The 24080-nt window shown below is 64.6% G+C and carries 33 protein-coding genes, 4 tRNA genes and 2 pseudogenes; 24 read left to right on the forward strand and 15 right to left on the reverse strand.

From position 1 onward, the window contains the following. Window position 1: 1 nt before the first annotated feature. The 3 genes and pseudogenes from pilB to pgeF form a co-directional block, all read right to left on the reverse strand. The gene (gene pilB, locus EBI04_RS10310) at window positions 2–2671 is read right to left on the reverse strand and encodes a type IV pilus assembly ATPase PilB (RefSeq protein WP_135257380.1); all 2670 of its coding nucleotides are present in this window, start codon (window positions 2669–2671) and stop codon (window positions 2–4) included. Next, window positions 2668–3150 (reverse strand): YqeG family HAD IIIA-type phosphatase, encoded by a 483-nt coding sequence (locus tag EBI04_RS10315; protein ID WP_135257381.1) that lies wholly within the window; start codon window positions 3148–3150, stop codon window positions 2668–2670. Before EBI04_RS10315 ends, pilB begins: the two co-directional genes overlap by 4 nt. A gap of 39 nt (window positions 3151–3189) precedes the next feature. Then, a pseudogene (gene pgeF / locus EBI04_RS10320) lies at window positions 3190–3914 on the reverse strand (peptidoglycan editing factor PgeF). A gap of 79 nt (window positions 3915–3993) precedes the next feature. Here pgeF and EBI04_RS10325 point away from each other — a divergent pair. Continuing rightward, on the forward strand, window positions 3994–4398 hold the full coding sequence (locus tag EBI04_RS10325; RefSeq protein WP_135257382.1) for a DUF4395 family protein: 405 nt from the start codon (window positions 3994–3996) through the stop codon (window positions 4396–4398). Here the strand turns inward: EBI04_RS10325 and ribH are convergent. Beyond that, window positions 4385–4858 (reverse strand): 6,7-dimethyl-8-ribityllumazine synthase, encoded by a 474-nt coding sequence (gene ribH / locus EBI04_RS10330; protein ID WP_135257383.1) that lies wholly within the window; start codon window positions 4856–4858, stop codon window positions 4385–4387. The genes EBI04_RS10325 and ribH overlap by 14 nt on opposite strands. Before the next feature lie 20 nt (window positions 4859–4878). On the opposite strand from ribH, the gene crcB reads away from it, so the two are divergent. From crcB to EBI04_RS10350, 4 genes are read left to right on the forward strand one after another with little or no spacing between them, the layout of a single operon-like run. Beyond that, window positions 4879–5256: a fluoride efflux transporter CrcB gene (gene crcB / locus EBI04_RS10335; RefSeq protein ID WP_038071939.1), complete on the forward strand. Its 378-nt coding sequence runs from the start codon at window positions 4879–4881 to the stop codon at window positions 5254–5256. A 4-nt stretch (window positions 5257–5260) separates the two neighbouring features. Continuing rightward, window positions 5261–5593 (forward strand): DUF190 domain-containing protein, encoded by a 333-nt coding sequence (locus EBI04_RS10340; RefSeq protein ID WP_135257384.1) that lies wholly within the window; start codon window positions 5261–5263, stop codon window positions 5591–5593. 44 nt (window positions 5594–5637) lie between these two features. Further along, the gene (locus EBI04_RS10345) at window positions 5638–6252 is read left to right on the forward strand and encodes a sulfite oxidase-like oxidoreductase (protein ID WP_135257385.1); all 615 of its coding nucleotides are present in this window, start codon (window positions 5638–5640) and stop codon (window positions 6250–6252) included. Beyond that, a complete protein-coding gene (locus tag EBI04_RS10350; protein WP_135257386.1) occupies window positions 6249–6518 on the forward strand; it encodes a hypothetical protein in 270 nt (89 codons plus the stop codon). Before EBI04_RS10345 ends, EBI04_RS10350 begins: the two co-directional genes overlap by 4 nt. Here the strand turns inward: EBI04_RS10350 and EBI04_RS10355 are convergent. The 4 genes from EBI04_RS10355 to EBI04_RS10370 are packed head-to-tail and all read right to left on the reverse strand — an operon-like array spanning window position 6494 to window position 9020. After that, on the reverse strand, window positions 6494–7297 hold the full coding sequence (locus EBI04_RS10355; protein ID WP_135257387.1) for a histidinol-phosphatase HisJ family protein: 804 nt from the start codon (window positions 7295–7297) through the stop codon (window positions 6494–6496). The genes EBI04_RS10350 and EBI04_RS10355 overlap by 25 nt on opposite strands. Further along, window positions 7287–7904 carry a hypothetical protein gene (locus EBI04_RS10360; RefSeq protein WP_135257388.1) on the reverse strand — a complete coding sequence of 206 codons (618 nt, stop codon included), beginning with the start codon at window positions 7902–7904 and terminating at the stop codon, window positions 7287–7289. Before EBI04_RS10360 ends, EBI04_RS10355 begins: the two co-directional genes overlap by 11 nt. After that, window positions 7886–8437 (reverse strand): DNA-3-methyladenine glycosylase family protein, encoded by a 552-nt coding sequence (locus EBI04_RS10365; RefSeq protein WP_135257389.1) that lies wholly within the window; start codon window positions 8435–8437, stop codon window positions 7886–7888. Before EBI04_RS10365 ends, EBI04_RS10360 begins: the two co-directional genes overlap by 19 nt. Then, window positions 8430–9020, reverse strand: coding sequence for a nicotinamidase (locus EBI04_RS10370; RefSeq protein ID WP_135257390.1), 591 nt, complete (start codon window positions 9018–9020; stop codon window positions 8430–8432). The genes EBI04_RS10365 and EBI04_RS10370 overlap by 8 nt, the downstream gene beginning before the upstream one ends. A gap of 53 nt (window positions 9021–9073) precedes the next feature. Between EBI04_RS10370 and metF the strand changes: the two are divergent. Beyond that, window positions 9074–9987: pseudogene (gene metF / locus EBI04_RS10375) on the forward strand (methylenetetrahydrofolate reductase [NAD(P)H]). Window positions 9988–9997: 10 nt separating this feature from the next. Here metF and EBI04_RS10380 read toward each other — a convergent pair. Further along, window positions 9998–11293: an MBL fold metallo-hydrolase gene (locus EBI04_RS10380; protein WP_135257391.1), complete on the reverse strand. Its 1296-nt coding sequence runs from the start codon at window positions 11291–11293 to the stop codon at window positions 9998–10000. A 70-nt stretch (window positions 11294–11363) separates the two neighbouring features. Here EBI04_RS10380 and EBI04_RS10385 point away from each other — a divergent pair. The 13 genes from EBI04_RS10385 to EBI04_RS10445 all read left to right on the forward strand — a co-directional run bounded on the left by EBI04_RS10385 (window position 11364) and on the right by EBI04_RS10445 (window position 16901). Beyond that, window positions 11364–11439 (forward strand) — tRNA-Thr (locus EBI04_RS10385). A gap of 9 nt (window positions 11440–11448) precedes the next feature. Beyond that, window positions 11449–11534 (forward strand) — tRNA-Tyr (locus EBI04_RS10390). Window positions 11535–11558: 24 nt separating this feature from the next. Beyond that, a tRNA-Gly gene (locus tag EBI04_RS10395) sits at window positions 11559–11634 on the forward strand. Between the two features lie 3 nt (window positions 11635–11637). After that, window positions 11638–11713, forward strand: a tRNA-Thr gene (locus tag EBI04_RS10400). Between the two features lie 67 nt (window positions 11714–11780). Next, window positions 11781–13001 carry an elongation factor Tu gene (gene tuf, locus EBI04_RS10405; RefSeq protein WP_135257392.1) on the forward strand — a complete coding sequence of 407 codons (1221 nt, stop codon included), beginning with the start codon at window positions 11781–11783 and terminating at the stop codon, window positions 12999–13001. A 43-nt stretch (window positions 13002–13044) separates the two neighbouring features. Then, window positions 13045–13209 (forward strand): 50S ribosomal protein L33, encoded by a 165-nt coding sequence (gene rpmG / locus EBI04_RS10410; protein WP_015716105.1) that lies wholly within the window; start codon window positions 13045–13047, stop codon window positions 13207–13209. After that, complete coding sequence (secE, locus tag EBI04_RS10415; protein ID WP_015716106.1) at window positions 13209–13391, forward strand: preprotein translocase subunit SecE; 183 nt, start codon at window positions 13209–13211, stop codon at window positions 13389–13391. Before rpmG ends, secE begins: the two co-directional genes overlap by 1 nt. Continuing rightward, window positions 13388–13942, forward strand: a complete 555-nt coding sequence (gene nusG / locus EBI04_RS10420; RefSeq protein WP_038048827.1) for a transcription termination/antitermination protein NusG — start codon at window positions 13388–13390, stop codon at window positions 13940–13942. Before secE ends, nusG begins: the two co-directional genes overlap by 4 nt. Window positions 13943–13986: 44 nt before the next feature. Beyond that, window positions 13987–14430 carry a 50S ribosomal protein L11 gene (rplK, locus tag EBI04_RS10425; protein WP_135257393.1) on the forward strand — a complete coding sequence of 148 codons (444 nt, stop codon included), beginning with the start codon at window positions 13987–13989 and terminating at the stop codon, window positions 14428–14430. Then, the gene (gene rplA, locus EBI04_RS10430) at window positions 14423–15112 is read left to right on the forward strand and encodes a 50S ribosomal protein L1 (protein ID WP_135257394.1); all 690 of its coding nucleotides are present in this window, start codon (window positions 14423–14425) and stop codon (window positions 15110–15112) included. Before rplK ends, rplA begins: the two co-directional genes overlap by 8 nt. Window positions 15113–15325: 213 nt before the next feature. Next, entirely contained in the window at window positions 15326–15847 is a 522-nt protein-coding gene (gene rplJ, locus EBI04_RS10435; RefSeq protein ID WP_135257395.1) for a 50S ribosomal protein L10, read from the forward strand. 10 nt (window positions 15848–15857) lie between these two features. Further along, on the forward strand, window positions 15858–16235 hold the full coding sequence (gene rplL / locus EBI04_RS10440; protein ID WP_038048835.1) for a 50S ribosomal protein L7/L12: 378 nt from the start codon (window positions 15858–15860) through the stop codon (window positions 16233–16235). A gap of 87 nt (window positions 16236–16322) precedes the next feature. Next, on the forward strand, window positions 16323–16901 hold the full coding sequence (locus EBI04_RS10445; protein ID WP_373277603.1) for a UbiX family flavin prenyltransferase: 579 nt from the start codon (window positions 16323–16325) through the stop codon (window positions 16899–16901). On the opposite strand, the gene EBI04_RS14010 is transcribed toward EBI04_RS10445, so the two are convergent. From EBI04_RS14010 to EBI04_RS10465, 4 genes are read right to left on the reverse strand one after another with little or no spacing between them, the layout of a single operon-like run. Further along, window positions 16898–17329, reverse strand: a complete 432-nt coding sequence (locus EBI04_RS14010) for a GNAT family N-acetyltransferase (protein ID WP_135257397.1) — start codon at window positions 17327–17329, stop codon at window positions 16898–16900. The genes EBI04_RS10445 and EBI04_RS14010 overlap by 4 nt on opposite strands. Beyond that, entirely contained in the window at window positions 17326–17619 is a 294-nt protein-coding gene (locus EBI04_RS10455) for an ArsR/SmtB family transcription factor (RefSeq protein WP_240695285.1), read from the reverse strand. The genes EBI04_RS14010 and EBI04_RS10455 overlap by 4 nt, the downstream gene beginning before the upstream one ends. Before the next feature lie 26 nt (window positions 17620–17645). After that, a complete protein-coding gene (locus tag EBI04_RS10460) occupies window positions 17646–18296 on the reverse strand; it encodes a methyltransferase domain-containing protein (protein WP_135257399.1) in 651 nt (216 codons plus the stop codon). Window positions 18297–18314: 18 nt separating this feature from the next. Next, window positions 18315–18497, reverse strand: coding sequence for a hypothetical protein (locus EBI04_RS10465; RefSeq protein WP_135257400.1), 183 nt, complete (start codon window positions 18495–18497; stop codon window positions 18315–18317). 146 nt (window positions 18498–18643) lie between these two features. Here EBI04_RS10465 and EBI04_RS10470 point away from each other — a divergent pair, with 146 nt between their 5' ends. From EBI04_RS10470 to lysS, 3 genes are all read left to right on the forward strand, one after another. Next, on the forward strand, window positions 18644–19762 hold the full coding sequence (locus EBI04_RS10470) for an acyl-CoA dehydrogenase family protein (RefSeq protein ID WP_135257401.1): 1119 nt from the start codon (window positions 18644–18646) through the stop codon (window positions 19760–19762). 51 nt (window positions 19763–19813) lie between these two features. After that, a complete protein-coding gene (locus EBI04_RS10475) occupies window positions 19814–20605 on the forward strand; it encodes an isoprenyl transferase (RefSeq protein WP_135257402.1) in 792 nt (263 codons plus the stop codon). A 143-nt stretch (window positions 20606–20748) separates the two neighbouring features. Then, window positions 20749–21879 carry a homocitrate synthase gene (gene lysS, locus EBI04_RS10480; RefSeq protein ID WP_135257403.1) on the forward strand — a complete coding sequence of 377 codons (1131 nt, stop codon included), beginning with the start codon at window positions 20749–20751 and terminating at the stop codon, window positions 21877–21879. A 2-nt stretch (window positions 21880–21881) separates the two neighbouring features. Here lysS and EBI04_RS10485 read toward each other — a convergent pair whose 3' ends face one another. Next, entirely contained in the window at window positions 21882–22088 is a 207-nt protein-coding gene (locus EBI04_RS10485; protein ID WP_135257404.1) for a type II toxin-antitoxin system HicA family toxin, read from the reverse strand. Then, window positions 22078–22299: a type II toxin-antitoxin system HicB family antitoxin gene (locus EBI04_RS10490; RefSeq protein ID WP_135257405.1), complete on the reverse strand. Its 222-nt coding sequence runs from the start codon at window positions 22297–22299 to the stop codon at window positions 22078–22080. The genes EBI04_RS10485 and EBI04_RS10490 overlap by 11 nt, the downstream gene beginning before the upstream one ends. A 22-nt stretch (window positions 22300–22321) precedes the next feature. Here EBI04_RS10490 and EBI04_RS10495 point away from each other — a divergent pair, with 22 nt between their 5' ends. Beyond that, entirely contained in the window at window positions 22322–23587 is a 1266-nt protein-coding gene (locus EBI04_RS10495; protein WP_135257406.1) for a 3-isopropylmalate dehydratase large subunit, read from the forward strand. After that, a complete protein-coding gene (locus EBI04_RS10500) occupies window positions 23580–24071 on the forward strand; it encodes a LeuD/DmdB family oxidoreductase small subunit (RefSeq protein ID WP_135257407.1) in 492 nt (163 codons plus the stop codon). The genes EBI04_RS10495 and EBI04_RS10500 overlap by 8 nt, the downstream gene beginning before the upstream one ends. The last annotated feature ends 9 nt before the right edge of the window (window positions 24072–24080 follow it).

A 24080-nucleotide genomic window follows, 5' to 3' on the forward strand; every position in this document is an offset into this window, starting at 1 on the left:
TTTACTCAATGGTACGCGCCAGGACCTCTTCCAGGGTGGTGATTCCCTGGAAGGCCTTGTAGATGCCGTCTTCCCGCAGGGTTTTCATACCCTTTTTCCTGGCGATCTCCTTGATCTCGGTGGCCGACTTGCCGGCCACGATGGCGTGGCGGATCTCGTCGTCCACCACCAGGAGTTCGTGGATGGCGTAGCGTCCCTTGTAGCCGGTGCCCCCGCAGCGCTCGCATCCCATCCCCTTGTAGAGCTTGGCCCCTTGGATCTCCTCCTGGGAAAGGCCCAGGCGCCGCAGGACCTCGGGGTCGGGTCTCACCTCCACCTTGCAGTGGTCGCAGATCCTCCGCACCAGCCGCTGGGAAAGAACCCCGATGAGGGCGGCGGAGATGTTGAAGAGCTCCACCCCCATCTCGTCCAGGCGGGTGATGGCTTGGGCGGCGTCGTTGGTGTGTAGGGTGGCGATGACCAGGTGGCCGGTCAGGGCGGCCTCGGTGGCGATCTTGGCGGTTTCCGAGTCCCGGATCTCCCCCACCATGATGATGTCCGGGTCCTGCCTGAGGAAGGCCCTGAGGGCCCGGGCGAAGGTGAGCCCCGCCTGCGGGTTCACCTGGGTCTGGTTGATGCCGGGGATCTCGTACTCCACGGGATCCTCGATGGTCTGGGTGTTCTTGTCGGGGGTGGCGATGCGCTTGAGGATGGAGAAGGTGGTAAAGCTTTTGCCGCTTCCGGTGGGCCCGGTGATGAGGAAGATGCCATAAGGCTTTTGGATCACCTCCTGGAAGCGCTCAAAGACCCCGGGGGCGAAGCCCAGGCCTTCGATCTCGGGGATGTCGGCGGCCTTCTTCAGAAGGCGCATCACCGCCTTTTCCCCGTAGACCGTGGGCAGGGTGGAGAGGCGCAGGTCCACGTCGATGGCCCCTTCCCGGTAACGCACCCGGCCGTCCTGGGGCAGGCGCCTTTCCGCGATGTTGAGGCCGCCCATGATCTTGACCACGCTGATAATGGAGTTTAGGGCCCCCTTGGACAGGGTGGTGTACTGGCGCAGGGTGCCGTCGATGCGGAGGCGCACCAGCACATCGAACTGCCGGGGTTCGATGTGGATGTCGGAGGCATCCTGCAGGTAGGCCTCCCGGATCACCTGCTTGACGAACTTCTGGGCGGCGCTTTCGTCCAGCTCAGGGGTGACGGCCTCCTCCTCCTGGTACCCCTTGGAAAGCTCCTTGGCAATCTCGCCCAGCTCCTCCTTGCCGTAAAAGCGTTCGATGAGCTTGGTGATGGCGGCCTCCGTGGCCACCGCGGGCGCCACCTCATAGGCCAGGCCCTTGCGCTTGAGGGCCAAGCGCACGTCGTCCAGGGCTAGGATGTTCCTGGGGTCTTTCATAAGGAGAACCAGGGTCTTGCCGTTTTCCACATGGTGGGGGAAGACCCCGTACCGCCGGGCCAGGTCTTCGGGGAGGAGGAGGGCGGCCCCGGGGTCCGGGGGGTTCTCCTCGGGGTTGATGTAGGGGTAGCCCAGCTGGGCGGCCACCGCCTGGGCTAAGGCCTCGGGTTTGAGCTTGCCCGAGGCCACCAGGGTGTCCTCGAGGCGGCCCCCACCCTGGCGTTGCTTCCTCAAGGCCTCCTCCACGTCCTCGGGCCGGGCCAAGCCCAGCTCCACCAGGATCTCTCCCAGGGGCTTGGCCTTGGGCAGGCGCCTTTGCACCTCGAGGGCCTCCCTTAAGTCCTCGCGGCTCAGGCGCCCCTCCTGGACCAGGACCTCCCCCAGGCGGCTTTTTTCCGGGTAGGCCTGGTGGAAAAGGGCTTCCCACTCCTTGGGAAGGGTGAGGAAGAAACGGGTGGGGCGCCCAAGGAGCTCCGCCACCGCCTCCTTGTGCCGGGGATCGGCAAGGACCACCTCCACCTCCCCGTTTCTGAACCCCACGGGCACGGCGCTATAGCGCAGGGCATCCGAGCGCAGGAGAAGGTTGGTGGCGGCGGGGTCGGGGGATAGGCCCTGGGTGGAGGGGAGAAACTCCATTCCCTTCTGCTCGGCCAAAACCCGGTAGAGGACCTCCTCGGGTAGCCCCTTGCGCACCAGGATGCGGCCCAGGAGATCCCCGGTCTTTTCCTGCTCCACCAGGGCTTCCTCCAGGGTGTTCCGGTCCAGGAGGCCCTTCTCCACCAGAAGCTCGCCCACCTTCAGCTCCTCCCGGCTGGGGCCGCTGGGGGGAGGGGGTAGGGGCAGGTTGAGTTCGGGGTAGTTCTTGGCTAGGGCATAGAGGAAGGCGCTTTTGGTGGCCTGGTAGGGTTCCACCACCATCCCGGTGAGGTCCTCCACCTCCTCGAGGGCCAAGGTGTCCAGGGGGTTCACGAAGGCCACCCGCACCACCCCTGCCTCCTCGTCCAGGGCAAAGGGGATGGCCTGGAGCTCCTTGGCCTTCTCCGCCGGCAGGAGGGCCTTCACCTTGGGAGGGATCTCCAAGGTGTGAAGCTCCACCAGGGGGATGCCGAAGTGGTCCTCGATGGCCTGGGCGATCCGCCGTTCCGAAAGCAGCCCCGAGTCCACGATGACCTCGGCCAAGGAACCCCCCACCTCCCGGTGTTTCTCCAGGGCCATCTGCAGCTCCTCGTCGGTGAGGAGGCCGGCATCCAATAGGATGGCACCTAGCCGTTTGTCCCCGATGGTAAGCACGCTCATCCCAATCCTCCCCATGGCCTTCTGAATGGAGTCTCCAGCATCCGTATGAAACGGGTGTAAAAGAATTCCCTCTCCCGCAAGGGGGGTACCAAAACGGTGTAGGCTCCCACCAGGTTGCCCCCCAGCACGTCGGTGAAGATCTGGTCTCCCACCACCGCCACCTGCTGCGCCGGGAGGCCCAGGGCTTTTAAGGCCCTGCGGAAGCCCAGCCAAGGCTTGAGGGCAGGGGCGTGGCCAGGGAGGCCCACCCTTTCCTGGATCCGGGCGAAGCGGTCGGGGAGGGCGTTGGAGAGGAGGTAGACAGGAACCTCAGCCTTTAGGGCCTCCAGCCAGGCTTGGAACTCGGGCAGGGGTTCCTCCTCCCCGTAGGGCAAGAGGGTGTTGTCCAGGTCCAGGATCACTCCCCGAAGGCCTCGCTCCTCGAGCCACTTCGGGGTTAGGTGGAGGAGGGAGGGCAGGACCGCTCGGGGGAAGAGCATAGCCTTACCCTATTGTGGCATGGTGGTATGAACAAGCCCCTAACGGGGGAGCATGACGAGCCCCCACATCCGTCCCGTTTTCCCCCGGTCACGGCGGTGGGAGAAGAGGGTGGGTTCGCAGTGGGTGCAAAGGCCTACCCGGTAGATCCTTTCCCGGGAAAGCCCCGCCCTTTCCGCCTGGAGAAGAAGGGCCCTTTCCAGGTCTAAAAGGTACTTACCCGGGGCTTTGGGATCTGGGGTAAGGGTATTTAGGCCCGCTTGGGCAAACCTCGTTGCCACCTCCTCTCCCACCTGGTAGCACCGGCCCCCGATGCCGGGGCCAATGGCCAGGTGGACCCCCTTGGGATCCAGGCCCAAGCTTTCCAGCCGCTCCAAGGCCCGGGGGAGGATCCCCCCACCACTCCCCGCCAGCCCGCATGGAGGGCCGCCACCGCCCCCTCGGGGTGGTAAAGCAAAAGGGGGTAGCAGTCCGCCACCCCCACCCGCAGGAGGAGGCCCGGCGTGCGGGTGAGGAGGCCATCCCCTTCCCAAACCCCAGGGCCTTCCACCAGGCGGATTTCCGTGCCGTGCACCTGCTTGAGCCCCGCCACGGGGGGGTGGCCGAAGGCGGCCAGCACCCTTCGTTGGTTTTCCTCCACCCGCTTGGGGTCGTCCCCGGTGGCGGCGGAGAGGTTGAGGCTGGCGAAGGGGCCTTCCGAGACCCCGCCCAGACGGGTGGTGAAGCCGTGGGGCACCGGGAGGGGAGTGGTGAGGAGGGGAACCATGCCTCTATTGTGCCCTGGGGTTCCGCAAAACGTGCCCTTACCCCTATTCTTCACAGACTCAGGTGTATATCATAGCCTCATGAAGACGGACCGGAACCAGCTCCGCTTCAACCAGGTTCTCCTCACCCTTCTTCTCCCCCTGGCGGCGCTTTGGGACCTACCCCTTCTGGTCTATCTCCTCTTCCTCCTCATGGTGAGCCAGCACACCTCTTGGGATCTGATGGTGGCCCTGAAGCGGGCCCTAGGCATCCCGGCCAGGCTGGTGGAGGAGGACCCCAGGCCCCACCGCTTCGCCCGCACCTTGGGGGCGGTGTTTTTGGGGCTTGCCTCCCTCTTCCTCCTTCTCGGGCTCAAGGGGGTGGGGTACGCCTTGGCCCTGTTGGTGGCCCTATTGGCCTTCATTAACCTGGCCTTCGGCTTCTGCCTGGGTTGCTTCCTCTACCTGCACCTGCGTTACGCCCGGGCCCTTATCACCGGGAAATAGCCTCGAGAAGGCGCACCATCTCGATGGCGGTGAACACCGCCTCGGCTCCCTTGTTCCCCGCCTTACCTCCGGCCCTTTCCTGGGCTTCCTCCGGGGTGTTGGTGGTGAGGACGCCGAAGACGATGGGCTTTTCCGTTTGCAGCATGGCCTGCATGAGGCCAGAAGCGGCCTGGGCGGCCACGTACTCGAAATGGGGGGTTTCCCCCCGCACCACAGCCCCCAAGGCCACCACCGCATCCACATCGGGGCGCAGGGCCAGGCGCTTGGCCACCAGGGGTAGCTCAAAGGAACCCGGTACCCAGGCCACCAGAACCTCGGCGGGGTCCCCGCCCAGGCGGGCGTAGGCCTCGAGGGCCCCTTCCAGGAGAAGCTTGGTCACCCGTTCGTTGAAGCGGCCCACGGCGATGGCCAAGCGCACCCCTTTGGCGGTGAGGATGGGGGAGAGGATCTTGGGCTTCATGGTCCCAATATACTTTGGGGGTGGAGCGGTATCTCCTGGTGGCCTTGGGTGGGGCCTTGGGCTCCGCCTTGCGCTACGGGCTTGGGGCCTGGGTGCAGGCCCTTACCGGGCCCAGCTTTCCCTATAGCACCCTCTTGATCAACGCTTTGGGCAGTTTCCTCATCGGTGTGGTGATCCGCCTATCCCTGGAGGGGGCCCTGTCTGGGGAGGGGCGCCTCTTCCTGGCGGTGGGGGTGTTGGGGGGGTTTACCACCTTTTCCACCTTTAGCTACGAGACCTTAGCCCTCATCCAGGACGGCGAGGCGTGGAGGGCCTTTTTATACGTCTTTTTCAGCGTCTTCCTGGGCCTTTTCCTGGTGCTTCTGGGCTACCGCCTGGGCGGGGTCCTGGTAGCCTAGGGGTATGAAGCTGGAAGGGGAGGCCAAGCTCCTGCGCATCTTTGTGGGGGAGTCGGACCGGCACGGGGGGAGGCCCCTCTATGAAGCCCTCGTCCTCGAGGCCAAGCGCCAGGGCCTAGCCGGGGCCACGGTGTTCAAGGGCTTCATGGGCTTCGGTGCCCACTCCCGCATCCACACCGCCAAGGTGCTCCAGCTCTCCGAGGACCTGCCCGTCATGATCGAGATTGTGGACACCGAGGAGAAGATCCGGGCTTTTCTTCCTGTTTTGGATGGCCTGCTTAAGGAAGGGCTGGTCACCTTGGAGAAGGTGGAGGTCATCCGCTACCGAAGCCGGTGATCCAGGGCGCTTTCTTTCCCCGGGGGCTGGTCTAGCCTAAAGGCATGGAGAGGATTCCCCCGGGCCAGGTGGTCACGGAGCGGTTCCCCATCCTCACCTATGGGGAGGAGCCCAGGGTTTCCCCCGAGGAGTGGCGGTTTTCCCTCTTCGGCCTGGTGGAGGAGCCCTTTACCCTCACCTTCCAGGAGCTCCTCCGCCTGCCCCAGGTGGAAGTGGTGCGGGACTTCCACTGCGTGACCCGCTGGAGCCGCCTGGATGTGGCCTGGCGGGGGGTGCGGGTGAAGGACCTTTTGCTGAGGGGCAAGCCCAAGCCCCAGGCGGTGGCCGCCTTGGTCCACAGCTACGGGGGCTACACCACCAACCTCTTCCTGGAGGATCTCCTGCGGGAGGAGGTCCTCCTCGCCCACACCCTTTTCGACAAGTCCTTGCCTGTGGAGCGGGGTGGGCCGGTGCGCCTGGTAGTGCCCCACCTCTACGCCTGGAAAAGCGCCAAGTGGGTGCGGGGCATTGAGCTTCTGGACCACTTGGAGCTGGGGTTTTGGGAAAAGCTGGGCTACCACTTCCGGGGCGACCCCTGGCGGGAGGAGCGCTTTCAGGAGGGTCCCATCCCCGCCGCAAGCCTGCGGTTCCAAAGCCGGAAAGGAGGGAGGGAAGGATGACGGCTCTAGAGCAAGCCCGCCTGGATGTGGAGGAGGCCTTGCGCCGCTACTGGGAGTGCCTGAAGGCGGAAGAGGAGGAGTACGCCGAGGACTACGAGCGGGTCACCTTCATGGAGTACGAAGCCCCTGCCCCCGATCCCTGCGCCGAGGCCTTTTCCCGGCTGGTGGCGGCGGTGCGAGCCTACGAGAAGGCCTCGGGGCGGCGGGAAGACCTGGACCTGGGGGCGTTGCGGAACCAAGTCTACGAGGCCCTAGATAAGGGGTAGGCTTGGGCCTTGCCTCCTTGGAAGTAGTGGGCCTCTTGGTATCCGAGGTTGAGGAGAAGATCCACCGCCTCCTTGAAGGCATACCCCACTTGGGGGGGCTGGTGGGCGTCGGAGCCCAGGACCACCCCGATCCCGAGCTCCCGGGCCCGCCGTAGGAGGGCGGGGGCCGGGTAGATCTCCTGGGCCGGGTTCCGGAGCCCGGCGGTGTTCACGTCCAGGAGAAGCCCCTCCTCCGCTATAGCCCCAAGGGCGGGTTCGGCCAGCTCCACGAGGGCTTCCTCCGGAAGGCGGTGGCCGAACTTCTTGGGCAGATCCAGGTGGCCGATGGCGTGGAAGAGGCCGCTTTTTGCGGCCTTTTCTACCTCCTGGAAGTAGGCCTGGAAGATTCCCTTCAGGTCTCGCCAGGTGTACTCCTCCTGGTGGTCGGGATGGTCCAGGGGCCAGGCCCCCAGGTAGTGGACGCTGCCGATCACGTAGTCGAAGGGGTAGCCCTTAAGCAGGGTCCGCACGAACTCCTCCGTGCCCTCGTGGAAGTCCGCCTCGAGGCCGATGCCCACGTAAAGATCCGGGTGATCCTCCCGGATTTTCTCCAGGGCTAGGAGGTAGAAGGGCAGGGCCTCGAGGCCCATGCGGCTCATGGGATCGTACCAGGAGGGCATGGGGCTGTGGTCGGTGAAAACCAGGCCCTTCAACCCCGCTTTCCGGGCGTAAAACAGGTACTCCCCCGGGGCCCCCTGGGCATGGCCGCAAAGGGGGGTGTGGACGTGGCTATCCACCATGTACCGATTCTATCCGAAGAAGGGCTCCTTCCCAGGTGTAGGCGACCACCCTTTGCCCCAGGGCCTGGGACAGGTCCAGGGAGAGGAAGGGATCCTCCAGGAGCCCTCCTTCCAGCGGAGGGAGGGTGGTCACCTCCTGCACCAGAACGGTCAGGGCTGGAGGAAAAAGGGCGGGATAGCGTTCCAGGATGGCTTCCACCCGGAAGGCTTCAGCCCAAAGCCGCTTCAAGGCGAAAAGGGCCTCCTGTGGATTCCAGGCCAGGCGGTAGGTTCCCTCCCCTGCCCGGCGGACGAGGAAGGGCCCCTTGCCCTCGAGGGTTTCCAGGAAGGCCTCAGCCCGCTCGGGGAGGAGGTAGCTTTCCCGCACCGCTCGTTCCGCCTCCTCTGCCGCCAGCCGCAACCTTTCCTCGTCTATGCGCACGCCAAAGACTCCCTGAAAAAGCCTCCCGATGCGTTCGGCAAGGTTGTTGAGGCGGGCAAACTCCTCCCAAAGCCCCCCTACCCAGGTTCCCCCCACGGGGAAACCCAGCTCCTGGGCCTGCCTCAGGAGGAGAACCTCCCCCTGGCCTTCCGCCTGGGCCAAGGGGATTAGTCCAGGGTTCGCCATAGGTACCAAGCCAGATGGCTACGGTAGGGCCGGAAGGGCTCACCAAAAGCCGGAAGCCCCAGGGCTTCCACAGCGAAGAGGGCCTTGGCTGCCCGGCGTAGACCCAGGTCCACCACAGGCCAGACGTCGGGCCGCCTCAGGCCGAACATGAGGAACATATCCACCGTCCAGGGGCCTATGCCTCGTACCTGTAGAAGCCTCTCCTTTACCGCTTCGTCCTCCAGGGAGTCCAACCCAACCAAAAGCCCTTCCAGGCTCCTGGCGGCCAGGTCCCGAAGGGCCCGGACCTTGGCGTGGGAGAGCCCCACCTGACGGAGGATGGTGGGGGGTACCTGGAGGAGGGCTTCGGGATAGGGCTTTACCCTGGACCAGAGCCGGGCGCTGATGGCGGCGGCCGCTTTGCCCGAAAGCTGCTGGGCCACGATGCTTTCCGCCAACACCTTGAAGGGTTCTTCCCGGGGTGCCCCATGGGGTAGGAAGGGGGCAGGGCCGAAGCGGCCGTAGAACTCCGCCAGGACCGGATGCTCAAACAAAGCGCACCCCTTCGGCCCGGGTCACCTTGCCCTGGTAGAGGAAGGTGATCTGGCGCAAGGCCGCCTGAAGGTCGAAGGGGGTAAGGGCGCTGGTGGCGTCCTCCGGGAGGACCACCCGGTACCAGCGAAGGGCGGCGGAGCCTGCGGTGTGGAGCACGCAGATGTTGGCCACGGTGCCCGTCACCACCACGTGCTTTACCCCCCAAAGGTGCAGGTAGTGGTCCAGGGGGGTGCCGTAGAAGGCGTCGTAGCGCACCTTCTGGATGATCAGGTCCCCCGGCTCGGGGCGGAGGTCCTCCAGGATCTCCGCCCCCCAGGTGCCCGCCACCGCATGCCGGGGCCAGATCTGGAACTCGGGGTCGTCCTCCCGGTGCCAGTCCTGGGTGTAGACCACCCTTGCTCCTGCCTGCCGCGCCCTTTCCAGGAGGAGCCGGATGGCCGGGACGCTTTTGGGGGCATCGGGCACGAACAGGGCGCCTTGAGGGTGGGCGAAGTCGTTTTGCATGTCCACCACGATCAAGGCGGTTTCCCTGGCGGGAAGCTCCAGGCCTTCCACCTTGGGGACTTCCGGAACCTCTACCATACCCTTATTTTGCCACCTTGACCAGGGGGAGGGGAGGGGCTACACTCTAGCGCATGAAAATACGGGACCTCCTAAAGGCGCGCAAGGGGCCCCTTTTCTCCTTTGAGTTCTTCCCCCCCAAGACCCCGGAAGGGGAGGAGGCCCTTTTCCGCACCATGGAGGAGCTCAAGGTTTTCCGGCCCGCCTTCGTTTCCATCACCTACGGGGCCATGGGGAGTACCCGGGAAAGGAGTGTCCTCTGGGCGAAGCGGATCCTGGGCCTAAAGCTAAACGCCCTCGCCCACCTCACCGTGGCCGGGCAAAGCCGGAAGGAGGTGGCGGAGGTCCTGGACCGCTTCGTGGAGGCGGGGGTGGAGAACATCCTGGCCCTTAGAGGCGATCCCCCCAAGGGGAACGGGCCTTTAGACCCCATCCCGAGGGGTTCCGCTACGCTTCCGAGCTGGTGGCCCATATTCGCGCCCGCTACGGGGAGGGGCTCTCCGTGGGCGGGGCCGCCTACCCCGAGGGGCATCCGGAAAGCGAGAGCCTCGAGGCCGACCTGCGCCATTTCAAGGCCAAGGTGGAAGCGGGGTTGGACTTCGCCATCACCCAGCTTTTCTTCAACAACGCCCACTACTTTGGTTTCCTGGAAAGGGCCAGGAGGATGGGCATAGAAATCCCCATCCTCCCCGGCATCATGCCCATCACCAGCTACACCCAGCTCCGCCGCTTCACCGAGGTCTGCGGGGCCAGCATCCCCGGGCCCCTTCTTTCCCGGCTGGAAAGGTATCAGGAGGATCCCAAGGCCATCCTGGAGATCGGGGTGGAACACGCCACCCGCCAGGTGGCGGAGCTTTTGGAGGCTGGGGTGGAGGGAGTACACTTTTACACCCTAAATAAAAGCCCGGCCACCCGCATGGTTCTGGAGCGCCTGGGGTTCCGGCCCTGGGCCGATAAGTCGGAGGGCGAGAGCCCCGGAGGGCCTTAAGACGGTGTGCCTAGACCTCCACCCCCTCTCCCAGGGTGGCCAGGCCCACCTCCTGGCCCCTTAGGGCGAGGAGCTTGCCCAGCTCCAAAAGCTTCTCTTCCTCCCCGTGTACCAAAAGCACCCGGGGCTGGCCCTCGAGCCAGTCCAAGAGCTCGTCCTGCCCCGCATGCCCCGAGAAGCCGCCCAGGGTGTGGACGCTGGCCTTTAAGGGCACCTCCTGCCCCAGGAGGCGGATGCGCTCGGGCCTTTGGATGATCTCAGCTCCCAGGCCCCCTCGAGGCTGGTAGCCCACGAAGACCAAGGCGTTCTTGGGATCGGAAAGGCCGTGCTTCAGGTGGTGGAGGATCCGTCCCCCGGTGAGCATGCCGCTTCCCGCGATGATCACCATGGGGCCGGGCTCGCGGTTTAAGGCCTTGGATTCCTCCACGCTTTCCACCACCCGAAGCCCCCGGGGACGGAAGGGATTCTTCCCCGCCAGGAAGTAGGCCTGCACCTCCTCGCTAAAGTAGCGCACCAGCCGGGGATAAAGGTCAAGGACCCGCTCGGCCATGGGGGAGTCCAGGTAGATGGGGACCTCGGGCAGGCGGTGGCCGTTTTCGTAGAGGAGGAAGAGGATTTCCTGGGCGCGCTCCACGGCAAAGGAGGGGATGAACACCTTGCCGCTTTGGCTCAGGGTTCCTTCTAGGACTTCCAAAAACTCCTGCACCGTGGCGGCAAAGGAGCGGTGGGGCCGGTCCCCGTAGGTGCCCTCGCAGAGGATCAGATCCGCCCTGGGAGGCAGGGAGGGATCGGGGAGGACGGTCTTTTGCCTGTTACCCAGGTCCCCGCTATAGACCAGGGTCTTCCCCTCCCCCTGGGCCACCACGAAGGCGCTTCCCGGAAGGTGTCCCGCCTGGCCGAAGGTAAGGGTAAGGTCCCCCAGCCTGAGCCATTCCCCAAACTCCAGGAGGCGGATGTGGCGGAGGGCTTCCGCCACATCTTCCTCGTCGAAAAAGGGGGTTTCCATGACCTTTAGGGCGTCCTGGAGGACGATCTGCATCAACAAGAAGGTGGCCTGGGTGGCGTAGACCGGCCCCCGATACCCCTCCCGGAAAAGCTTGGGGAGACGGCCCACGTGGTCCAGGTGGGCGTGGGTGAGGACCACGGCGTCCACCGCCTGGGGGTCAAAGCCTAAGGGGGCGTGGTTCTTCTCTTCCTCACGCCCCTGGAACATGCCGCAGTCCAGGAGGACCCGCCTGCCCTCGGCCAAGAGGAGGTGGCAGCTTCCCGTGACCTCCCGCGCGGCCCCAAAAGGTACGATGCGCATGCCTTTATCTTGACACTCACCTGTGGGTGTGCTAGCCTATTCCCTCGGACAGGGTCCTATCCCCCGTCCTGCCACCCTAGCTCAATAGGCAGAGCACCCGACTTGTAATCGGGGGGTTGGGGGTTCAACTCCCCTGGGTGGCTCCAAGCGGGCGTGGGCAGGTGCCCGAGCGGCCAAAGGGGACGGTCTGTAAAACCGTTGGCGCACGCCTTCGCTGGTTCGAATCCAGCCCTGCCCACCAAAGGTGTGCCCAGCACACCCCCATGCGGGAGTAGCTCAGTTGGTAGAGCATCGGCTTCCCAAGCCGAGGGTCGCGGGTTCGAGTCCCGTCTCCCGCTCCACGAGCTCGCGTAGCTCAGCAGGTAGAGCACACCCTTGGTAAGGGTGAGGTCGCCGGTTCGAGCCCGGCCGCGAGCTCCATCTTTTTGTCTGCCCTGGGCTTAAGGCCCCCAGGGCGGCTTTTGCGTGCAAGAAAGAAGGAGGAACCATGGCCAAGGGCGAGTTTATCCGTACGAAGCCTCACGTGAACGTGGGGACGATTGGGCACGTGGACCACGGGAAGACGACGCTGACGGCGGCGTTGACGTTTGTAGCGGCGGCGGAGAACCCGAATGTAGAGGTTAAGGACTACGGGGAGATTGACAAGGCGCCGGAGGAGCGTGCGCGGGGGATTACCATCAACACGGCGCACGTGGAGTACGAGACGGCGAAGCGGCACTATTCCCACGTGGATTGTCCTGGGCACGCGGACTACATCAAGAACATGATCACGGGTGCGGCGCAGATGGACGGGGCGATTTTGGTGGTATCGGCGGCGGACGGGCCGATGCCCCAGACGCGGGAGCACATTTTGCTGGCCCGGCAGGTGGGGGTGCCGTACATTGTGGTGTTCATGAACAAGGTGGATATGGTGGACGATCCCGAGCTGTTGGATTTGGTGGAGATGGAGGTTCGGGATTTGTTGAACCAGTACGAATTTCCTGGGGACGAGGTGCCGGTGATTCGCGGGAGCGCGTTGTTGGCGCTGGAGCAGATGCACAAGAATCCCCAGACGAAGCGCGGGGAGAACGAGTGGGTGGACAAGATTTGGGAGTTGTTGGACGCGGTGGACGAGTACATACCGACGCCGGTGCGGGACGTGGACAAGCCGTTCTTGATGCCGGTGGAGGACGTGTTTACGATCACGGGTCGTGGGACGGTGGCGACGGGACGGATTGAGCGTGGGAAGGTGAAGGTTGGGGACGAGGTGGAGATTGTGGGTTTGGCTCCTGAGACGCGGAAGACGGTGGTGACGGGAGTGGAGATGCACCGTAAGACGCTGCAGGAGGGGATAGCTGGGGACAACGTGGGTTTGTTGTTGCGGGGCGTAGGGCGGGACGAGGTGGAGCGGGGGCAGGTGTTGGCGAAGCCTGGGAGCATTACGCCGCACACGAAGTTTGAGGCCTCGGTGTACGTGTTGAAGAAGGAGGAGGGTGGGCGGCACACGGGATTTTTTTCTGGGTACCGTCCGCAGTTTTACTTTCGGACGACGGATGTGACGGGGGTGGTGGAGTTGCCCCAGGGGGTGGAGATGGTGATGCCTGGGGACAACGTGACGTTTACGGTGGAGCTGATCAAGCCGGTGGCGTTGGAGGAGGGTCTCAGGTTTGCCATTCGTGAGGGTGGCAGGACCGTGGGGGCCGGCGTGGTCACCAAGATCCTGGAGTAGGCTTGGGGGCAGCTAGCCGCCCCTCGGGGAAAGGAGGTGAGCCATGGCCAGCGAAGTCCGCATCAAAATCCTCCTGGAGTGCACCGAGTGTAAGCGCCGCAACTACGCCACCGAGAAGAACAAGCGCAACACCACCACCAAGCTGGAGCTGAAGAAGTACTGCCCCTGGTGCGATAAGCACACGGTGCACAAGGAAGTGAAGGTCTGATGTTTACCCGGATTGTTCGCTACTTCCAGGAGGCCCGGGCCGAGCTCGCCCGGGTCACCTGGCCCACCCGGGAACAGATCGTGGAGGGTACCCAGGCCATCCTGGTCTTTACCGTGGTGGCCATGGTGATCTTGGGGTTCTACGATCTTGTCTTCCGGTTCCTGATAGGGCTTGTGCGATGAGCATTGAATGGTACGCGGTCCACACCTACGTGGGGCAGGAGGAGAAGGCCAAGGCCAACCTGGAGAAGCGGGTTAGGGCCTTTGGCATGGAGGACAAGATCTTCCAGGTCCTCATCCCCACGGAGGAGGTGGTGGAGCTCCGCGAGGGGGGCAAGAAGGAAGTCGTCAAGAAGAAGCTCTTCCCCGGATACCTTTTCGTGCAGATGGACCTGGGGGACGAGGAGGAGCCCAACGAAGCCTGGGAGGTGGTGCGGGGCACCCCGGGTATCACCGGCTTCGTGGGGGCGGGCACCCGCCCCGTGCCCCTCTCCCCGGACGAGGTGCGGCACATCCTGGAGGTTTCCGGCCTTTTGGGGAAGCGGGAGGCCCCCAAGGCCCAAGTGGCCTTCCGGGAGGGCGACCAGGTCCGGGTGGTCTCCGGCCCCTTCGCGGACTTTACCGGCACCGTGACCGAGATCAACCCGGAGAAGGGGAAGGTCAAGGTCATGGTCACCATCTTCGGGCGCGAGACCCCTGTGGAGCTGGACTTCTCCCAGGTGGTCAAGGCCTAAAAGGCGTCTGTACCCCCAACTTGGGGGGAGCCTAGGAGGGAAAAATGAAGAAAGTCGTTGCCGTAGTCAAGCTGCAGCTGCCCGCGGGCAAGGCCACGCCCGCGCCCCCCGTGGGCCCGGCCTTGGGCCAGCACGGGGCCAACATCATGGAGTTCGTGAAGGCCTTCAACGCGGCCACCGCCAACATGGGGGACGCCATCGTCCCCGTGGAGATCACCATCTACGCGGACCGCTCCTTCACCTTCATCACCAAGACCCCGCCCGCCAGCTACCTCATCCGCAAGGCCGCGGGCCTGGAGAAGGGGGCCCACAAGGCGGGTCGGGAGAAGGTGGGCAAGATCACTTGGCAGCAGGTGGTGGAGATCGCCAAGCAGAAGCTTCCCGACATGAACACCACCGACCTCGAGGCCGCCGCCCGCATGATCGCGGGCTCGGCCCGCTCCATGGGGGTGGAGGTGGTGGGCGCGCCGGAGGTGAAGGATGCCTAAGCACGGCAAGCGCTACCGCGCCCTTTTGGAGAAGGTGGACCCCACCCGGATCTACGCCATTGATGAGGCCGCTCGGCTGGTGAAGGAGCTGGCCACGGCCAAGTTCGACGAAACCGTGGAGGTCCACGCCAAGCTGGGCATTGACCCCCGCAAGTCCGACCAGAACGTGCGCGGCACGGTTTCCCTCCCCCACGGCCTGGGCAAGCAGGTGCGGGTTCTGGCCATCGCCAAGGGGGAGAAGATCAAGGAGGCCGAGGAGGCCGGGGCCGACTACGTGGGCGGGGAGGAGATCATCCAGAAGATCCTGGATGGCTGGATGGACTTCGACGCCGTGGTGGCCACCCCGGACGTGATGGGGGCGGTGGGCTCCAAGCTGGGCCGGATCCTCGGTCCCAGGGGCCTCCTCCCCAACCCCAAGGCGGGCACCGTGGGCTTCAACATCGGGGAGATCATCCGCGAGATCAAGGCGGGCCGCATCGAGTTCCGCAACGACAAGACCGGGGCCATCCACGCCCCCGTGGGCAAGGTGAGCTTCCCGGAGGAGAAGATCGCCGAGAACATCCGGGCCTTCCTCCGGGCCCTCGAGGCCAGCAAGCCCGAGGCGGCCAAGGGTACCTTCTTGCGCTCGGTCTACGTGACCAGCACCATGGGGCCCAGCATCCGCATCAACCCTCACTCCTAAGCGCTTTTAGGCCAAGGGCCAGGGGCCAGCTTGACCCCTGGCCCTTGGCCCTTTAAACTCAGTTATGGCACCCCGGGCGCCTAAGCGCCCAGGCCAAAGACAGCGGGGGGCTAAAGGCCTTAAACATCCCGCCGAGGCGCTTGCAGGGGGAGCGTTTCTCGATAAGCCCAAACAAGTCGGCCGGGGTTCCCCTGCCCCGAAAGGGAGGAAGGCGTGCCAAACAAGCGCAACGTTGAGCTTCTTGCCGCCCTCAAGGAGAACCTTGAGCGGGCCCGTGGCTCCTTCTTCCTGGTGAACTACCAGGGGCTCTCCGCCAAGGAGACCCACGCCCTGCGCCAGGCCCTCAAGGAGAAGGGGGCCCGGCTTTTCGTGGCCAAGAACACCCTGATCCGCATCGCCCTCAAGGAGCTTGGCCTGCCCGAGCTGGATGGCCTCCAGGGCCCAAGCGCCGTGGTCTTTTATGGGGACCCGGTGGCCGCGGCCAAGGCCCTTTCGGAGTTCTCCAAGAAGAACCCCAAGGGCATCCCCGAGGCCAAGGGCGGGCTTCTGCAGGGCCAGGTGCTCACGGCCAAGGACGTGGCCGCGCTGGCGGAGCTCCCCACCATGGACGAGCTCCGGGCGGAGCTCGTGGGCGTGTTGCAGGCCCCCATGGCGGAGCTTGTGGGGATCTTGGGCGGTGTGGCCCGCGAGCTGGTAGGCATCTTGGAAGCGTACGCGGAGAAGAAGGCGGCGTAGGAGGTAGAAGATGGCTTTGGACATTGAACGCATCAAGGAAGAGCTTTCTCAGGCTACGGTTTTGGAACTCAAGCAGCTCATCGACGTCCTCAAGGAGACCTGGGGCGTGACCGCGGCGGCCCCCGTGGCCGTGGCCGCGGCGCCTGCGGCGGCGGCTGCGGCGGCTCCCGTGGAGGAGAAGACCGAGTTTGACGTGATCCTCAAGGACGCGGGGGCCAAGAAGCTGGAGGTCATCAAGGAGCTTCGCGCCATCACCGGCCTGGGCCTCAAGGAGGCCAAGGACCTGGCGGAGAAGGGCGGCCCCGTCAAGGAGGGGATCGCCAAGGCCGAGGCTGAGGAGATCAAGAAGAAGCTCGAGGCCGTGGGCGCGGTGGTGGAGCTGAAGTAAGCCCCCGCCCCACGGGGTGCCCCCCAGGCCCCTTGGGCCTGGGGTTTTGTTTCGGGGTTACAGGGTGCGGGCGGGGACCGGGGTAGCATGGGGCTCATGAACGGGCTTCCCCGGGTGGTGGTGGGCCTTACGGGGGCCAGCGGCATGCCCTACGCCCTGGACCTCCTCGAGGCCCTAAGGGGCCTGGCGGAGGTGCACCTGGTGGTTTCCCAGGGGGCCAAAAGGGTCTTGTGGGAAGAGATGGGGCTTAGCCCCAAGGACCTCTACCCCTTGGCGAGCCGGGTCTACAAGGACAGCGACCTGGGGGCCCCCATCGCTTCGGGCTCCTTCCCCACCCGGGGGATGGTGGTGGTGCCCTGCTCGGCCACCACCTTGGGCAAGGTGGCCCTAGGCTTGGCGGACACCCTCCTCACCCGGGCGGCTTACGTGCACCTGAAGGAACGGCGCCCCCTGATCCTGGTGCCCCGGGAAACCCCCCTGCCCCTGCCCACCTTGAGGGCCATGGTGGCGGTGGCCGAGGCGGGGGCGGTGGTTCTGCCCGCAAGCCCTGGCTTCTACCACCGGCCCAGGGAGATCCGGGACCTTTTGGGCTTCATCACCCAGCGCATCCTGGACCACCTGGGCTTAAGGGGCCACCGGGCTCCCCGCTGGGGAGAGGGGGACTAGGTTCCGTCTGCCAAAACCCGGCGGAACAGTCGGGCCGAGGCTGGGCAGGCCCCTTGGAATTCTTGGGAGACAAGCAAAGGCGGAGGAGCTTTTTGGCGCGGCACCTCGACAGAGCCTTCCCGAATAAGCAGTACGGGGATAGTTTGGGTAAGGGCGTAGGCTTCCTTAAAGCCCCTCTTCTTCACCTCATTGATCGCAAAGCGGAGAAGGCACAGCCCTAGTCCCTGTCCTCGGAACTCCTTGGCAACCCCTAAGGACCGGAGGAGGGCGAAGGGAGGGTAGCCCTCATAGCCCACAAGGCCCAGGGGGTGTCCCTCCTCCTCCAGGAGGAAGAGGCGGGTTGCTTCCAAGCCTTCCAAGGGGAGGTGGGCTTCTTGGAGAAGGGCCCGGGCTGTTGCCCACTCTCCAGGAAGAAGTGGGCGGATCATGGTTCCTCCTTAAGGGCCAAGTCTTTTAGGTACTGGGCCAAGGCCAAGACGGACTCTTGATTCAGGCGGTAAAAGACATGCCGCCCTCGTTTTTCTGCCCGCACCAGCCCAGATTGAACCAGCCTGGCCATGTGGTGGCTCACGGTGGGTTGGCTAAGCTGGAGGTAGGCCTCGAGGTCGCAGGCGCATACCTCTCCTGGCAGGCGGCAGCAGCTGGGTTCAGGATTGCGTAGGAAAGCCAGGATGCGCAGGCGCACCTCGTCGGCCAAGGCCTTGAAGGCCTGGGCCAAAGACCCTTCGCTAGGAGGATGAGCCGTCATGGTTTCACCGCTCGGACCACAGCTGGGTAGAATCCTCCCAAAGCTCCAGGGGGTTCCAGGGGATCAACTGAAATCTCGATGAAACCGGCTCTTTCCAGGAGGCTTTGGTAAACGGCCCAGACTTCTGCACCATCCCGACAGGCGGCCCAGCCTTCCTTGGAGAAGCCTTGGAGCCGGGAGCCGTGGCGTAGGACATCGGCCAGGACTAGGTGTCCCCCCTGCCGTAGCACCCGGAAGGCCTCGGTGAAAACCCGGGCCTTGTCTTGGGAGAGGTTCACCGCGCAGTTGGAGATCACCCGGTCCACGCTAAGGTCAGGAAGAGGTAGAGCTTCCATCTTGGCTAAGTGGAATTCCGCCCAGTGTATTCCCTGGGCTGCTGTTTGGGCGCGGGCATGGGCCACCATGGTCGGGGTCAAGTCCACCCCGATAGCGCGCCCTGTAGGCCCTACCGCCTTGGCAGCGGCCAGGGTCTCGTAACCGGGCCCCGAACCCAGATCCAGCACCACAAGACCCGGAGCCAAATCCACGTGGGGCAAAAGATGGCCGCAACCCAAGCCCTGGGAGCCGCAACAGCCCTGGGAGCTGCAACACCCGCCTTCTTCCAGTTGCCGGGTGTAGTAATCGATGAGGTAGCGTTCCAGTTCCATATCCAATCCTTACCTTTCCTAGGGGCAGCAGGCCGCACGGGCAGGGCAGCAGGGAGCGGGCAAGGCCGGCTCACCAGGGAGCTCGCGCAGGGATTCTTGGGCCTCTTTAAGAAGCCGGGCCTGGGTTGCCTCCTCCTGAAGGATCTTGATCCGCCTCTGGGCCTCTAAAAGGAGCAGGTCGCCGTTCAAAGGGTAGTGCATAGGCCTTCCTTTCCGTCCCCTTTGGGGACCTTTTCACCCTACCATATAAATCGAAACATGTCAATATCTCGATGAAAAGGACGACGGAGGGGTTGCGGATTGTATATGACGTTTTCCTGCATGCCTGCAGTGTTACGATAAAGAAGATGGTGACTACCCCTGAACAAAAGTTGGTGCTGGACACCGTGCGCCAGGTGGCCAAGGAGGTTCTCTACCCCCTAGCCCCGGAGTACGACCGGACAGGGGAATACCCCTGGCCCCAGCTTAGGGCCCTGGCGGAGCTGGGCTTTTTGGGCATGACCACCCCGGAGGAATGGGGAGGGGCGGGCCTGGACTCCGTAACCTGGGCCTTGGCCCTCGAGGAGATCGCCGCCGCCGATCCCAGCGTGGCCGTGGTGCTTTCGGTGACCAGCGGCCTTCCCCAGTACATGCTCCTTCGCTTCGGCACCGAGGCGCAAAAAAGGAGGTACCTGGTGCCCCTGGCCCGGGGGGAGTGGATCGGGGCCTTCTGCCTCACCGAGCCCCAGGCGGGTTCCGATGCCGCCAGCATCCGCACGGAGGCCAGGAGGGTGCCTGGAGGATTCGTGCTGAACGGCCTGAAAAGCTGGATCACCTCCGCAGGCCAGGCCCACCTCTACGTGGTTATGGCCAGGGGCGAAAAGGGCATCAGCGCCTTCCTGGTGGAGAAGGGCACCCCCGGTCTCTCTTTTGGTCCTCCGGAGGCGAAGATGGGTCTCCACGCCGCCCATACCGCCGAGGTTCGCCTCGAGGGGGTCTTCGTGCCCGAGGAAAACCTTCTGGGGGAGGAGGGGCGGGGCTTGGCCTACGCCCTGGCGGGCCTGGATTCGGGAAGGGTCGGGGTGGCGGCCCAGGCGGTGGGCATCACCCGGGGGGCCTTTGAGATCGCCAAGGCCTATGCCGATGAGAGGGAGCAATTTGGGAAGAAGCTCCGCGAACACCAGGCCATCGCCTTCAAGATCGCCGACATGCACGTGAAAATCGCTGCCGCCCGGGCCCTGGTCCTCGAGGCCGCCCGCAAGAAGGACCAAGGGGAGCGGTTCACCCTGGAGGCCAGCGCCGCCAAGCTCTTTGCGAGCCAAGTGGCGGTGGAGGTGACCCGGGAGGCGGTGCAGGTGCTTGGGGGGTATGGCTACCACCGGGACTACCGGGTGGAGCGCTACTACCGGGACGCCAAGGTGACGGAGATTTACGAGGGCACCTCGGAGATCCAGCGCCACATCATCGCCCGGGAGCTTTATCGGTAGTTGGCCTAGGGCCTTCCCTTTCTCATCCTCCCGCCTTAGGGTGGAAAGGGTATGGTTCGCCGCCTCCTTTCCCTCTCCCGGCCCCTCTACTGGCTTTACGAAAAGCGCCTCCTTAAGGAGGTGAAAGGAGGCCCAGTTCCCAGGCACCTGGGCCTTATCCTGGACGGGAACCGCCGCTACGCCAGGGCCTTGGGGTTATCCCCCGTGAAGGGGCACGAGTTCGGGGTCCAGAAGGCCTACGAGGTCCTGGAATGGTGCCTGGAGATGGGCATTAAAACCGTGACGGTCTGGGTCTTCTCCACGGACAACTTCAGGCGCCCCCCCGAGGAGGTGGAAACCCTCATGCGCCTCTTCGTGCGGGAGGCGGAAAGGATGGCAGATGACCACCGCATCCTGGAGCACCAGGTGAGGGTGCGTTTCATCGGGCGGCGGGAGGGATTCTCCGAGGAGGTACTGAGGGCCCTGGAGCGCCTCGAGGCCAAGACCCAGCACCACCAGGGCATGGTGTTGAACATCGCCTTGGGCTACGGGGGGCGGGAGGAGATCGTGGACGCGGTGAAAAGGCTCCTTCTGGAGGCTTGGGAAAGAGGCCTTTCCCCTAAGGAACTTGCGGAGAGGCTTACCCCTGAGGACATCGCCCGCCACCTCTACACCGCAGGCCTTCCCGACCCCGACTTCATCATCCGCACCTCGGGGGAGATAAGGCTTTCCGGCTTCCTCCTTTGGCAGTCGGCCTACTCCGAGTTCTACTTCGCCGACGTGCTCTGGCCGGAGTTCCGGAAGATCGACTTCTTGAGGGCTCTCAGGAGCTACCAGGCCCGCGAAAGGCGGTTTGGGCGTTGACAAAAAGGAGGGTTTCGTATACCCTTACAGGCAAGATGCTGGCCCTTGAGAAAAAACTCGGCCGCCGGGGGGTAGGGTAGCCCCAGAGGGTTCCTTATCCCCCGGCCCGAGTTCGGGCCGGTTTTCTTTTTGGGGAGGAGCGCATGCGGGAATGGAAGATTATAGATTCCACCTTAAGGGAAGGAGAGCAGTTTGAAAGGGCCGACTTTTCCACCCAGGAGAAGATTGAGATCGCCAAGGCCCTGGACGAGTTCGGTGTGGAGTACCTCGAGGTCACCACCCCCATGGCCTCCCCCCAGTCCCGTAAGGATGCGGAGGTCCTGGCCTCCTTGGGCCTGAAGGCCAAGGTGGTGACCCACATCCAGACCCGGTTGGATGCGGCCAAGGTGGCGGTGGAAACCGGGGTGCAGGGCATAGACCTCCTCTTTGGCACCAGCAAGTACCTTAGGGCGGCCCACGGGCGGGATATCCCCCGGATCATCGAGGAAGCCCGGGAGGTCATTGGCTACATCCGCGAGAAGGCTCCCCACGTGGAGGTGCGCTTCTCCGCCGAGGACACCTTCCGCTCCGATGAGCACGACCTTTTGGAGATTTACCAGGCCATCGCCCCCTATGTGGACCGGGTGGGTCTGGCGGATACCGTGGGCATCGCCACCCCCAGGCAGGTCTTCGCCCTGGTGCGGGAGGTCAGGCGGGTGGTGGGCCCCCACGTGGACATAGAGTTCCACGGGCACAACGACACGGGCTGCGCCATTGCCAATGCCTTTGAGGCCATAGAGGCGGGGGCCACCCATGTGGACACCACCATCCTGGGGATCGGGGAGCGGAACGGGATCACCCCTTTAGGGGGCTTCCTGGCCCGCATGTACACCCTGCAACCCGAATACGTGCGCCGGAAGTACAAGCTGGAGATGCTTCCCGAGCTGGACCGCATGGTGGCCCGGATGGTGGGGATAGAGATTCCCTTCAACAACTACATCACCGGGGAAACGGCCTTCAGCCACAAGGCGGGGATGCACCTCAAGGCCATCTACATCAACCCCGAGTCCTACGAGCCCTATCCGCCGGAGGTCTTTGGGGTGAAGCGCAAGCTCATCATTGCCTCCAAGCTCACGGGCCGGCATGCCATAAAGGCGCGGGCGGAGGAGCTTGGCCTGCACTACGGGGAGGAGGAACTCCACCGCATCACCCAGCACATCAAGGCTTTGGCGGATCAGGGACAGCTTACCCTCGAGGAGCTGGACCGGATTCTCAGGGAGTGGATCACGGCATGAGGCTAGAGGTTGTGGAACTCCTCTTCGCTGATGCCGGCTTGCTTCAGGATTTTGCGGAAAGTGCCCTTGGGAAGCTCCCCGCTGTGGAAGGGCACCACCACGATCCGGCCATCGGGGTGGGTGTAGAGGCAGTGACCGCCTTTGGCCATGCGTTCCGTGAACCCCAGGCGCTGGAGCTTTCGGGCTACTTCTTCCGGTCTAGGCGGCATCCACCCTCACCCCCACGGCCCGGACGTCTGGAGGCCAGGGACGGCCGGTTTCCCGCAGATGGGCGAGGACAAGTTCTAAAGCTTCTTTGGCATGGGCCAGGGCTTCCTCAGGGCTTCGCCCGAAGGAGTGGGCCTCGGGGATGGCGGGGAACTCCGCGATCCAGGTGCCCGGGGTTGCGGGGTCCTCATACACCAGGGCGGTGTAGGTCATACCCCCATTATAGGAGGCAAGGATGGGCCTGACCTTGGCAGAAAAGATTCTTTCTAAGAAGGTGGGCAGGGAAGTGCGGGCGGGGGAGCTCGTGGTGGTGGAGGTGGACCAGGTGATGGTGGTGGACTCCATCGCCGGGAGCTTCTTCAAGCGCCTGGCCTACCTGGAGGCTACCCCCCGGTACCCGGAAAGGGTTTCCATCGTCATCGACCACGTGGCCCCGGCGGCCAACCTCGAGGTGGCCAAGGCCCAAAAGGAGATCCGGGAATGGGGAAGGAAGCACGGCATCCGTGTCTTTGACGTGGGAAGAGGGGTCTGCCACCAGGTGCTCATTGAGGAGGGCCTGGCTCAGCCGGGCTGGATCGTGGTGGGCTCGGATTCCCACTCCACCACCTACGGGGCGGTGGGGGCCTTCGGCACGGGGATGGGGGCCACGGACATCGCCTTGGCGGCCGCATCGGGGCGCACCTGGCTGAGGGTGCCGGAAAGCGTCAAGGTGACCTTCCGGGGAAGGCTTCCTAAGGGGGTTACCGCCAAGGATGCCGCCCTCGAGATGGTGCGCCTCCTCACCGCCGAGGGCGCCACCTATATGGCGGTGGAGATCCACCTGCAAGAGGGGGCCGAGGCCCTGAGCCGGGGTGAGCGCATGACCCTGGCCAACCTCACCGTGGAGGCGGGGGCCAAGGTGGGGCTGGTGGTGCCCTCGGGGGAGATCCTGGATCTCTACCAGGTGCCCGACTGGTTCTACCCCGACCCCGACGCCCGGTACGTGCGGGAGGTGGAGATTGACCTCTCCCGCCTCACCCCCCGGGTTTCCGTGCCCTTTTACGTGGATAACGTCCACGAGGTGGCCGAGGTCCGGGGCAAGCGGGTGGACCAGGTCTTCATCGGCACCTGCACCAATGGGCGCCTCGAGGACCTGAGGGCGGCCGCCGAGGTGTTAAGGGGGAAGAGGGTGGCCCCCGGGGTGCGCCTTTTGGTGATTCCCGCAAGCTCCCAGGTTTTGGAGGAGGCCACCCGGGATGGCACCCTCCTCACCCTGCTGGAGGCCGGGGCCACCATCGGCACCCCTGGGTGCGGTCCTTGCATGGGGCGGCACATGGGGGTTCTGGCCCCAGGGGAGGTGTGCGTGTCCACCAGCAACCGCAACTTCCGGGGGCGCATGGGGGCTCCCGATGCCGAGATCTACCTGGCAAGCCCCCGTGTGGCGGCGGCCAGCGCCGTGGCCGGGTATATCGCCACCCCCGAGGACCTAGCCTCTTCGCCCCAGGAGGAAGCCCATGCCTAGGGTTTGGAAGTTTGGCGACCATATCAACACCGACGACATCCTTCCCGGCAAGTACGCTCCTTTCATGGTGGGGGAGGACCGGTTCCACACCTTCGCCTTCGCCCACCTGCGGCCCGAGTTTGCCCAGGAGGTGAAACCCGGGGACATCCTGGTTTTCGGAAGGAATGCCGGGCTTGGCTCTAGCCGGGAGTACGCCCCCGAGGCCCTGAAGCGCCTGGGCATCCGGGCGGTCATCGCCAAGAGCTACGCCCGCATCTTCTTCCGCAACCTGGTGAACCTGGGGATCGTCCCTTTTGAATCGGAGGAGGTGGTGGATGCGCTAGAGGACGGGGATAGGGTGGAGCTGGATCTGGAAACGGGGGTTCTGGTGCGGGGAGGGGAGCGCTTTGCCCTTCGTCCCCCGCCGCCTTTTCTCTTGGAGGCCTTGAGGGAGGGTTCCCTTTTGGACTACTACAAGAAGCATGGCCGCTTCCCGGGGGAGTAGACTGGGGTT

Origin of the sequence: Thermus caldilimi (assembly GCF_004684245.1) — a bacterium.
GTDB lineage: Bacteria > Deinococcota > Deinococci > Deinococcales > Thermaceae > Thermus > Thermus caldilimi.

Excerpts from the sequence above, each read along its gene's own strand:
- EBI04_RS10340 (WP_135257384.1), top strand. The coding sequence starts at position 5,261 with ATGAAGCTGGAAGGGGAGGCCAAGCTCCTGCGCATCTTTGTGGGGGAG.
- rplL (WP_038048835.1), top strand. The coding sequence starts at position 15,858 with ATGGCTTTGGACATTGAACGCATCAAGGAAGAGCTTTCTCAGGCTACG.
- lysS (WP_135257403.1), top strand. The coding sequence starts at position 20,749 with ATGCGGGAATGGAAGATTATAGATTCCACCTTAAGGGAAGGAGAGCAG.
- rplA (WP_135257394.1), top strand. The coding sequence starts at position 14,423 with ATGCCTAAGCACGGCAAGCGCTACCGCGCCCTTTTGGAGAAGGTGGAC.
- rplK (WP_135257393.1), top strand. The coding sequence starts at position 13,987 with ATGAAGAAAGTCGTTGCCGTAGTCAAGCTGCAGCTGCCCGCGGGCAAG.
- EBI04_RS10370 (WP_135257390.1), bottom strand. The coding sequence starts at position 9,020 with ATGGTAGAGGTTCCGGAAGTCCCCAAGGTGGAAGGCCTGGAGCTTCCC.
- EBI04_RS10485 (WP_135257404.1), bottom strand. The coding sequence starts at position 22,088 with ATGCCGCCTAGACCGGAAGAAGTAGCCCGAAAGCTCCAGCGCCTGGGG.
- tuf (WP_135257392.1), top strand. The coding sequence starts at position 11,781 with ATGGCCAAGGGCGAGTTTATCCGTACGAAGCCTCACGTGAACGTGGGG.
- nusG (WP_038048827.1), top strand. The coding sequence starts at position 13,388 with ATGAGCATTGAATGGTACGCGGTCCACACCTACGTGGGGCAGGAGGAG.
- EBI04_RS10500 (WP_135257407.1), top strand. The coding sequence starts at position 23,580 with ATGCCTAGGGTTTGGAAGTTTGGCGACCATATCAACACCGACGACATC.
- EBI04_RS10490 (WP_135257405.1), bottom strand. The coding sequence starts at position 22,299 with ATGACCTACACCGCCCTGGTGTATGAGGACCCCGCAACCCCGGGCACC.
- ribH (WP_135257383.1), bottom strand. The coding sequence starts at position 4,858 with ATGAAGCCCAAGATCCTCTCCCCCATCCTCACCGCCAAAGGGGTGCGC.
- EBI04_RS14010 (WP_135257397.1), bottom strand. The coding sequence starts at position 17,329 with ATGATCCGCCCACTTCTTCCTGGAGAGTGGGCAACAGCCCGGGCCCTT.
- EBI04_RS10355 (WP_135257387.1), bottom strand. The coding sequence starts at position 7,297 with ATGGTGGATAGCCACGTCCACACCCCCCTTTGCGGCCATGCCCAGGGG.
- pilB (WP_135257380.1), bottom strand. The coding sequence starts at position 2,671 with ATGAGCGTGCTTACCATCGGGGACAAACGGCTAGGTGCCATCCTATTG.
- rpmG (WP_015716105.1), top strand. The coding sequence starts at position 13,045 with ATGGCCAGCGAAGTCCGCATCAAAATCCTCCTGGAGTGCACCGAGTGT.
- EBI04_RS10495 (WP_135257406.1), top strand. The coding sequence starts at position 22,322 with ATGGGCCTGACCTTGGCAGAAAAGATTCTTTCTAAGAAGGTGGGCAGG.
- EBI04_RS10315 (WP_135257381.1), bottom strand. The coding sequence starts at position 3,150 with ATGCTCTTCCCCCGAGCGGTCCTGCCCTCCCTCCTCCACCTAACCCCG.
- EBI04_RS10380 (WP_135257391.1), bottom strand. The coding sequence starts at position 11,293 with ATGCGCATCGTACCTTTTGGGGCCGCGCGGGAGGTCACGGGAAGCTGC.
- secE (WP_015716106.1), top strand. The coding sequence starts at position 13,209 with ATGTTTACCCGGATTGTTCGCTACTTCCAGGAGGCCCGGGCCGAGCTC.
- EBI04_RS10360 (WP_135257388.1), bottom strand. The coding sequence starts at position 7,904 with ATGGCGAACCCTGGACTAATCCCCTTGGCCCAGGCGGAAGGCCAGGGG.
- EBI04_RS10465 (WP_135257400.1), bottom strand. The coding sequence starts at position 18,497 with ATGCACTACCCTTTGAACGGCGACCTGCTCCTTTTAGAGGCCCAGAGG.
- EBI04_RS10350 (WP_135257386.1), top strand. The coding sequence starts at position 6,249 with ATGACGGCTCTAGAGCAAGCCCGCCTGGATGTGGAGGAGGCCTTGCGC.
- EBI04_RS10325 (WP_135257382.1), top strand. The coding sequence starts at position 3,994 with ATGAAGACGGACCGGAACCAGCTCCGCTTCAACCAGGTTCTCCTCACC.
- EBI04_RS10470 (WP_135257401.1), top strand. The coding sequence starts at position 18,644 with ATGGTGACTACCCCTGAACAAAAGTTGGTGCTGGACACCGTGCGCCAG.
- EBI04_RS10345 (WP_135257385.1), top strand. The coding sequence starts at position 5,638 with ATGGAGAGGATTCCCCCGGGCCAGGTGGTCACGGAGCGGTTCCCCATC.
- EBI04_RS10460 (WP_135257399.1), bottom strand. The coding sequence starts at position 18,296 with ATGGAACTGGAACGCTACCTCATCGATTACTACACCCGGCAACTGGAA.
- EBI04_RS10445 (WP_373277603.1), top strand. The coding sequence starts at position 16,323 with ATGGGGCTCATGAACGGGCTTCCCCGGGTGGTGGTGGGCCTTACGGGG.
- EBI04_RS10475 (WP_135257402.1), top strand. The coding sequence starts at position 19,814 with ATGGTTCGCCGCCTCCTTTCCCTCTCCCGGCCCCTCTACTGGCTTTAC.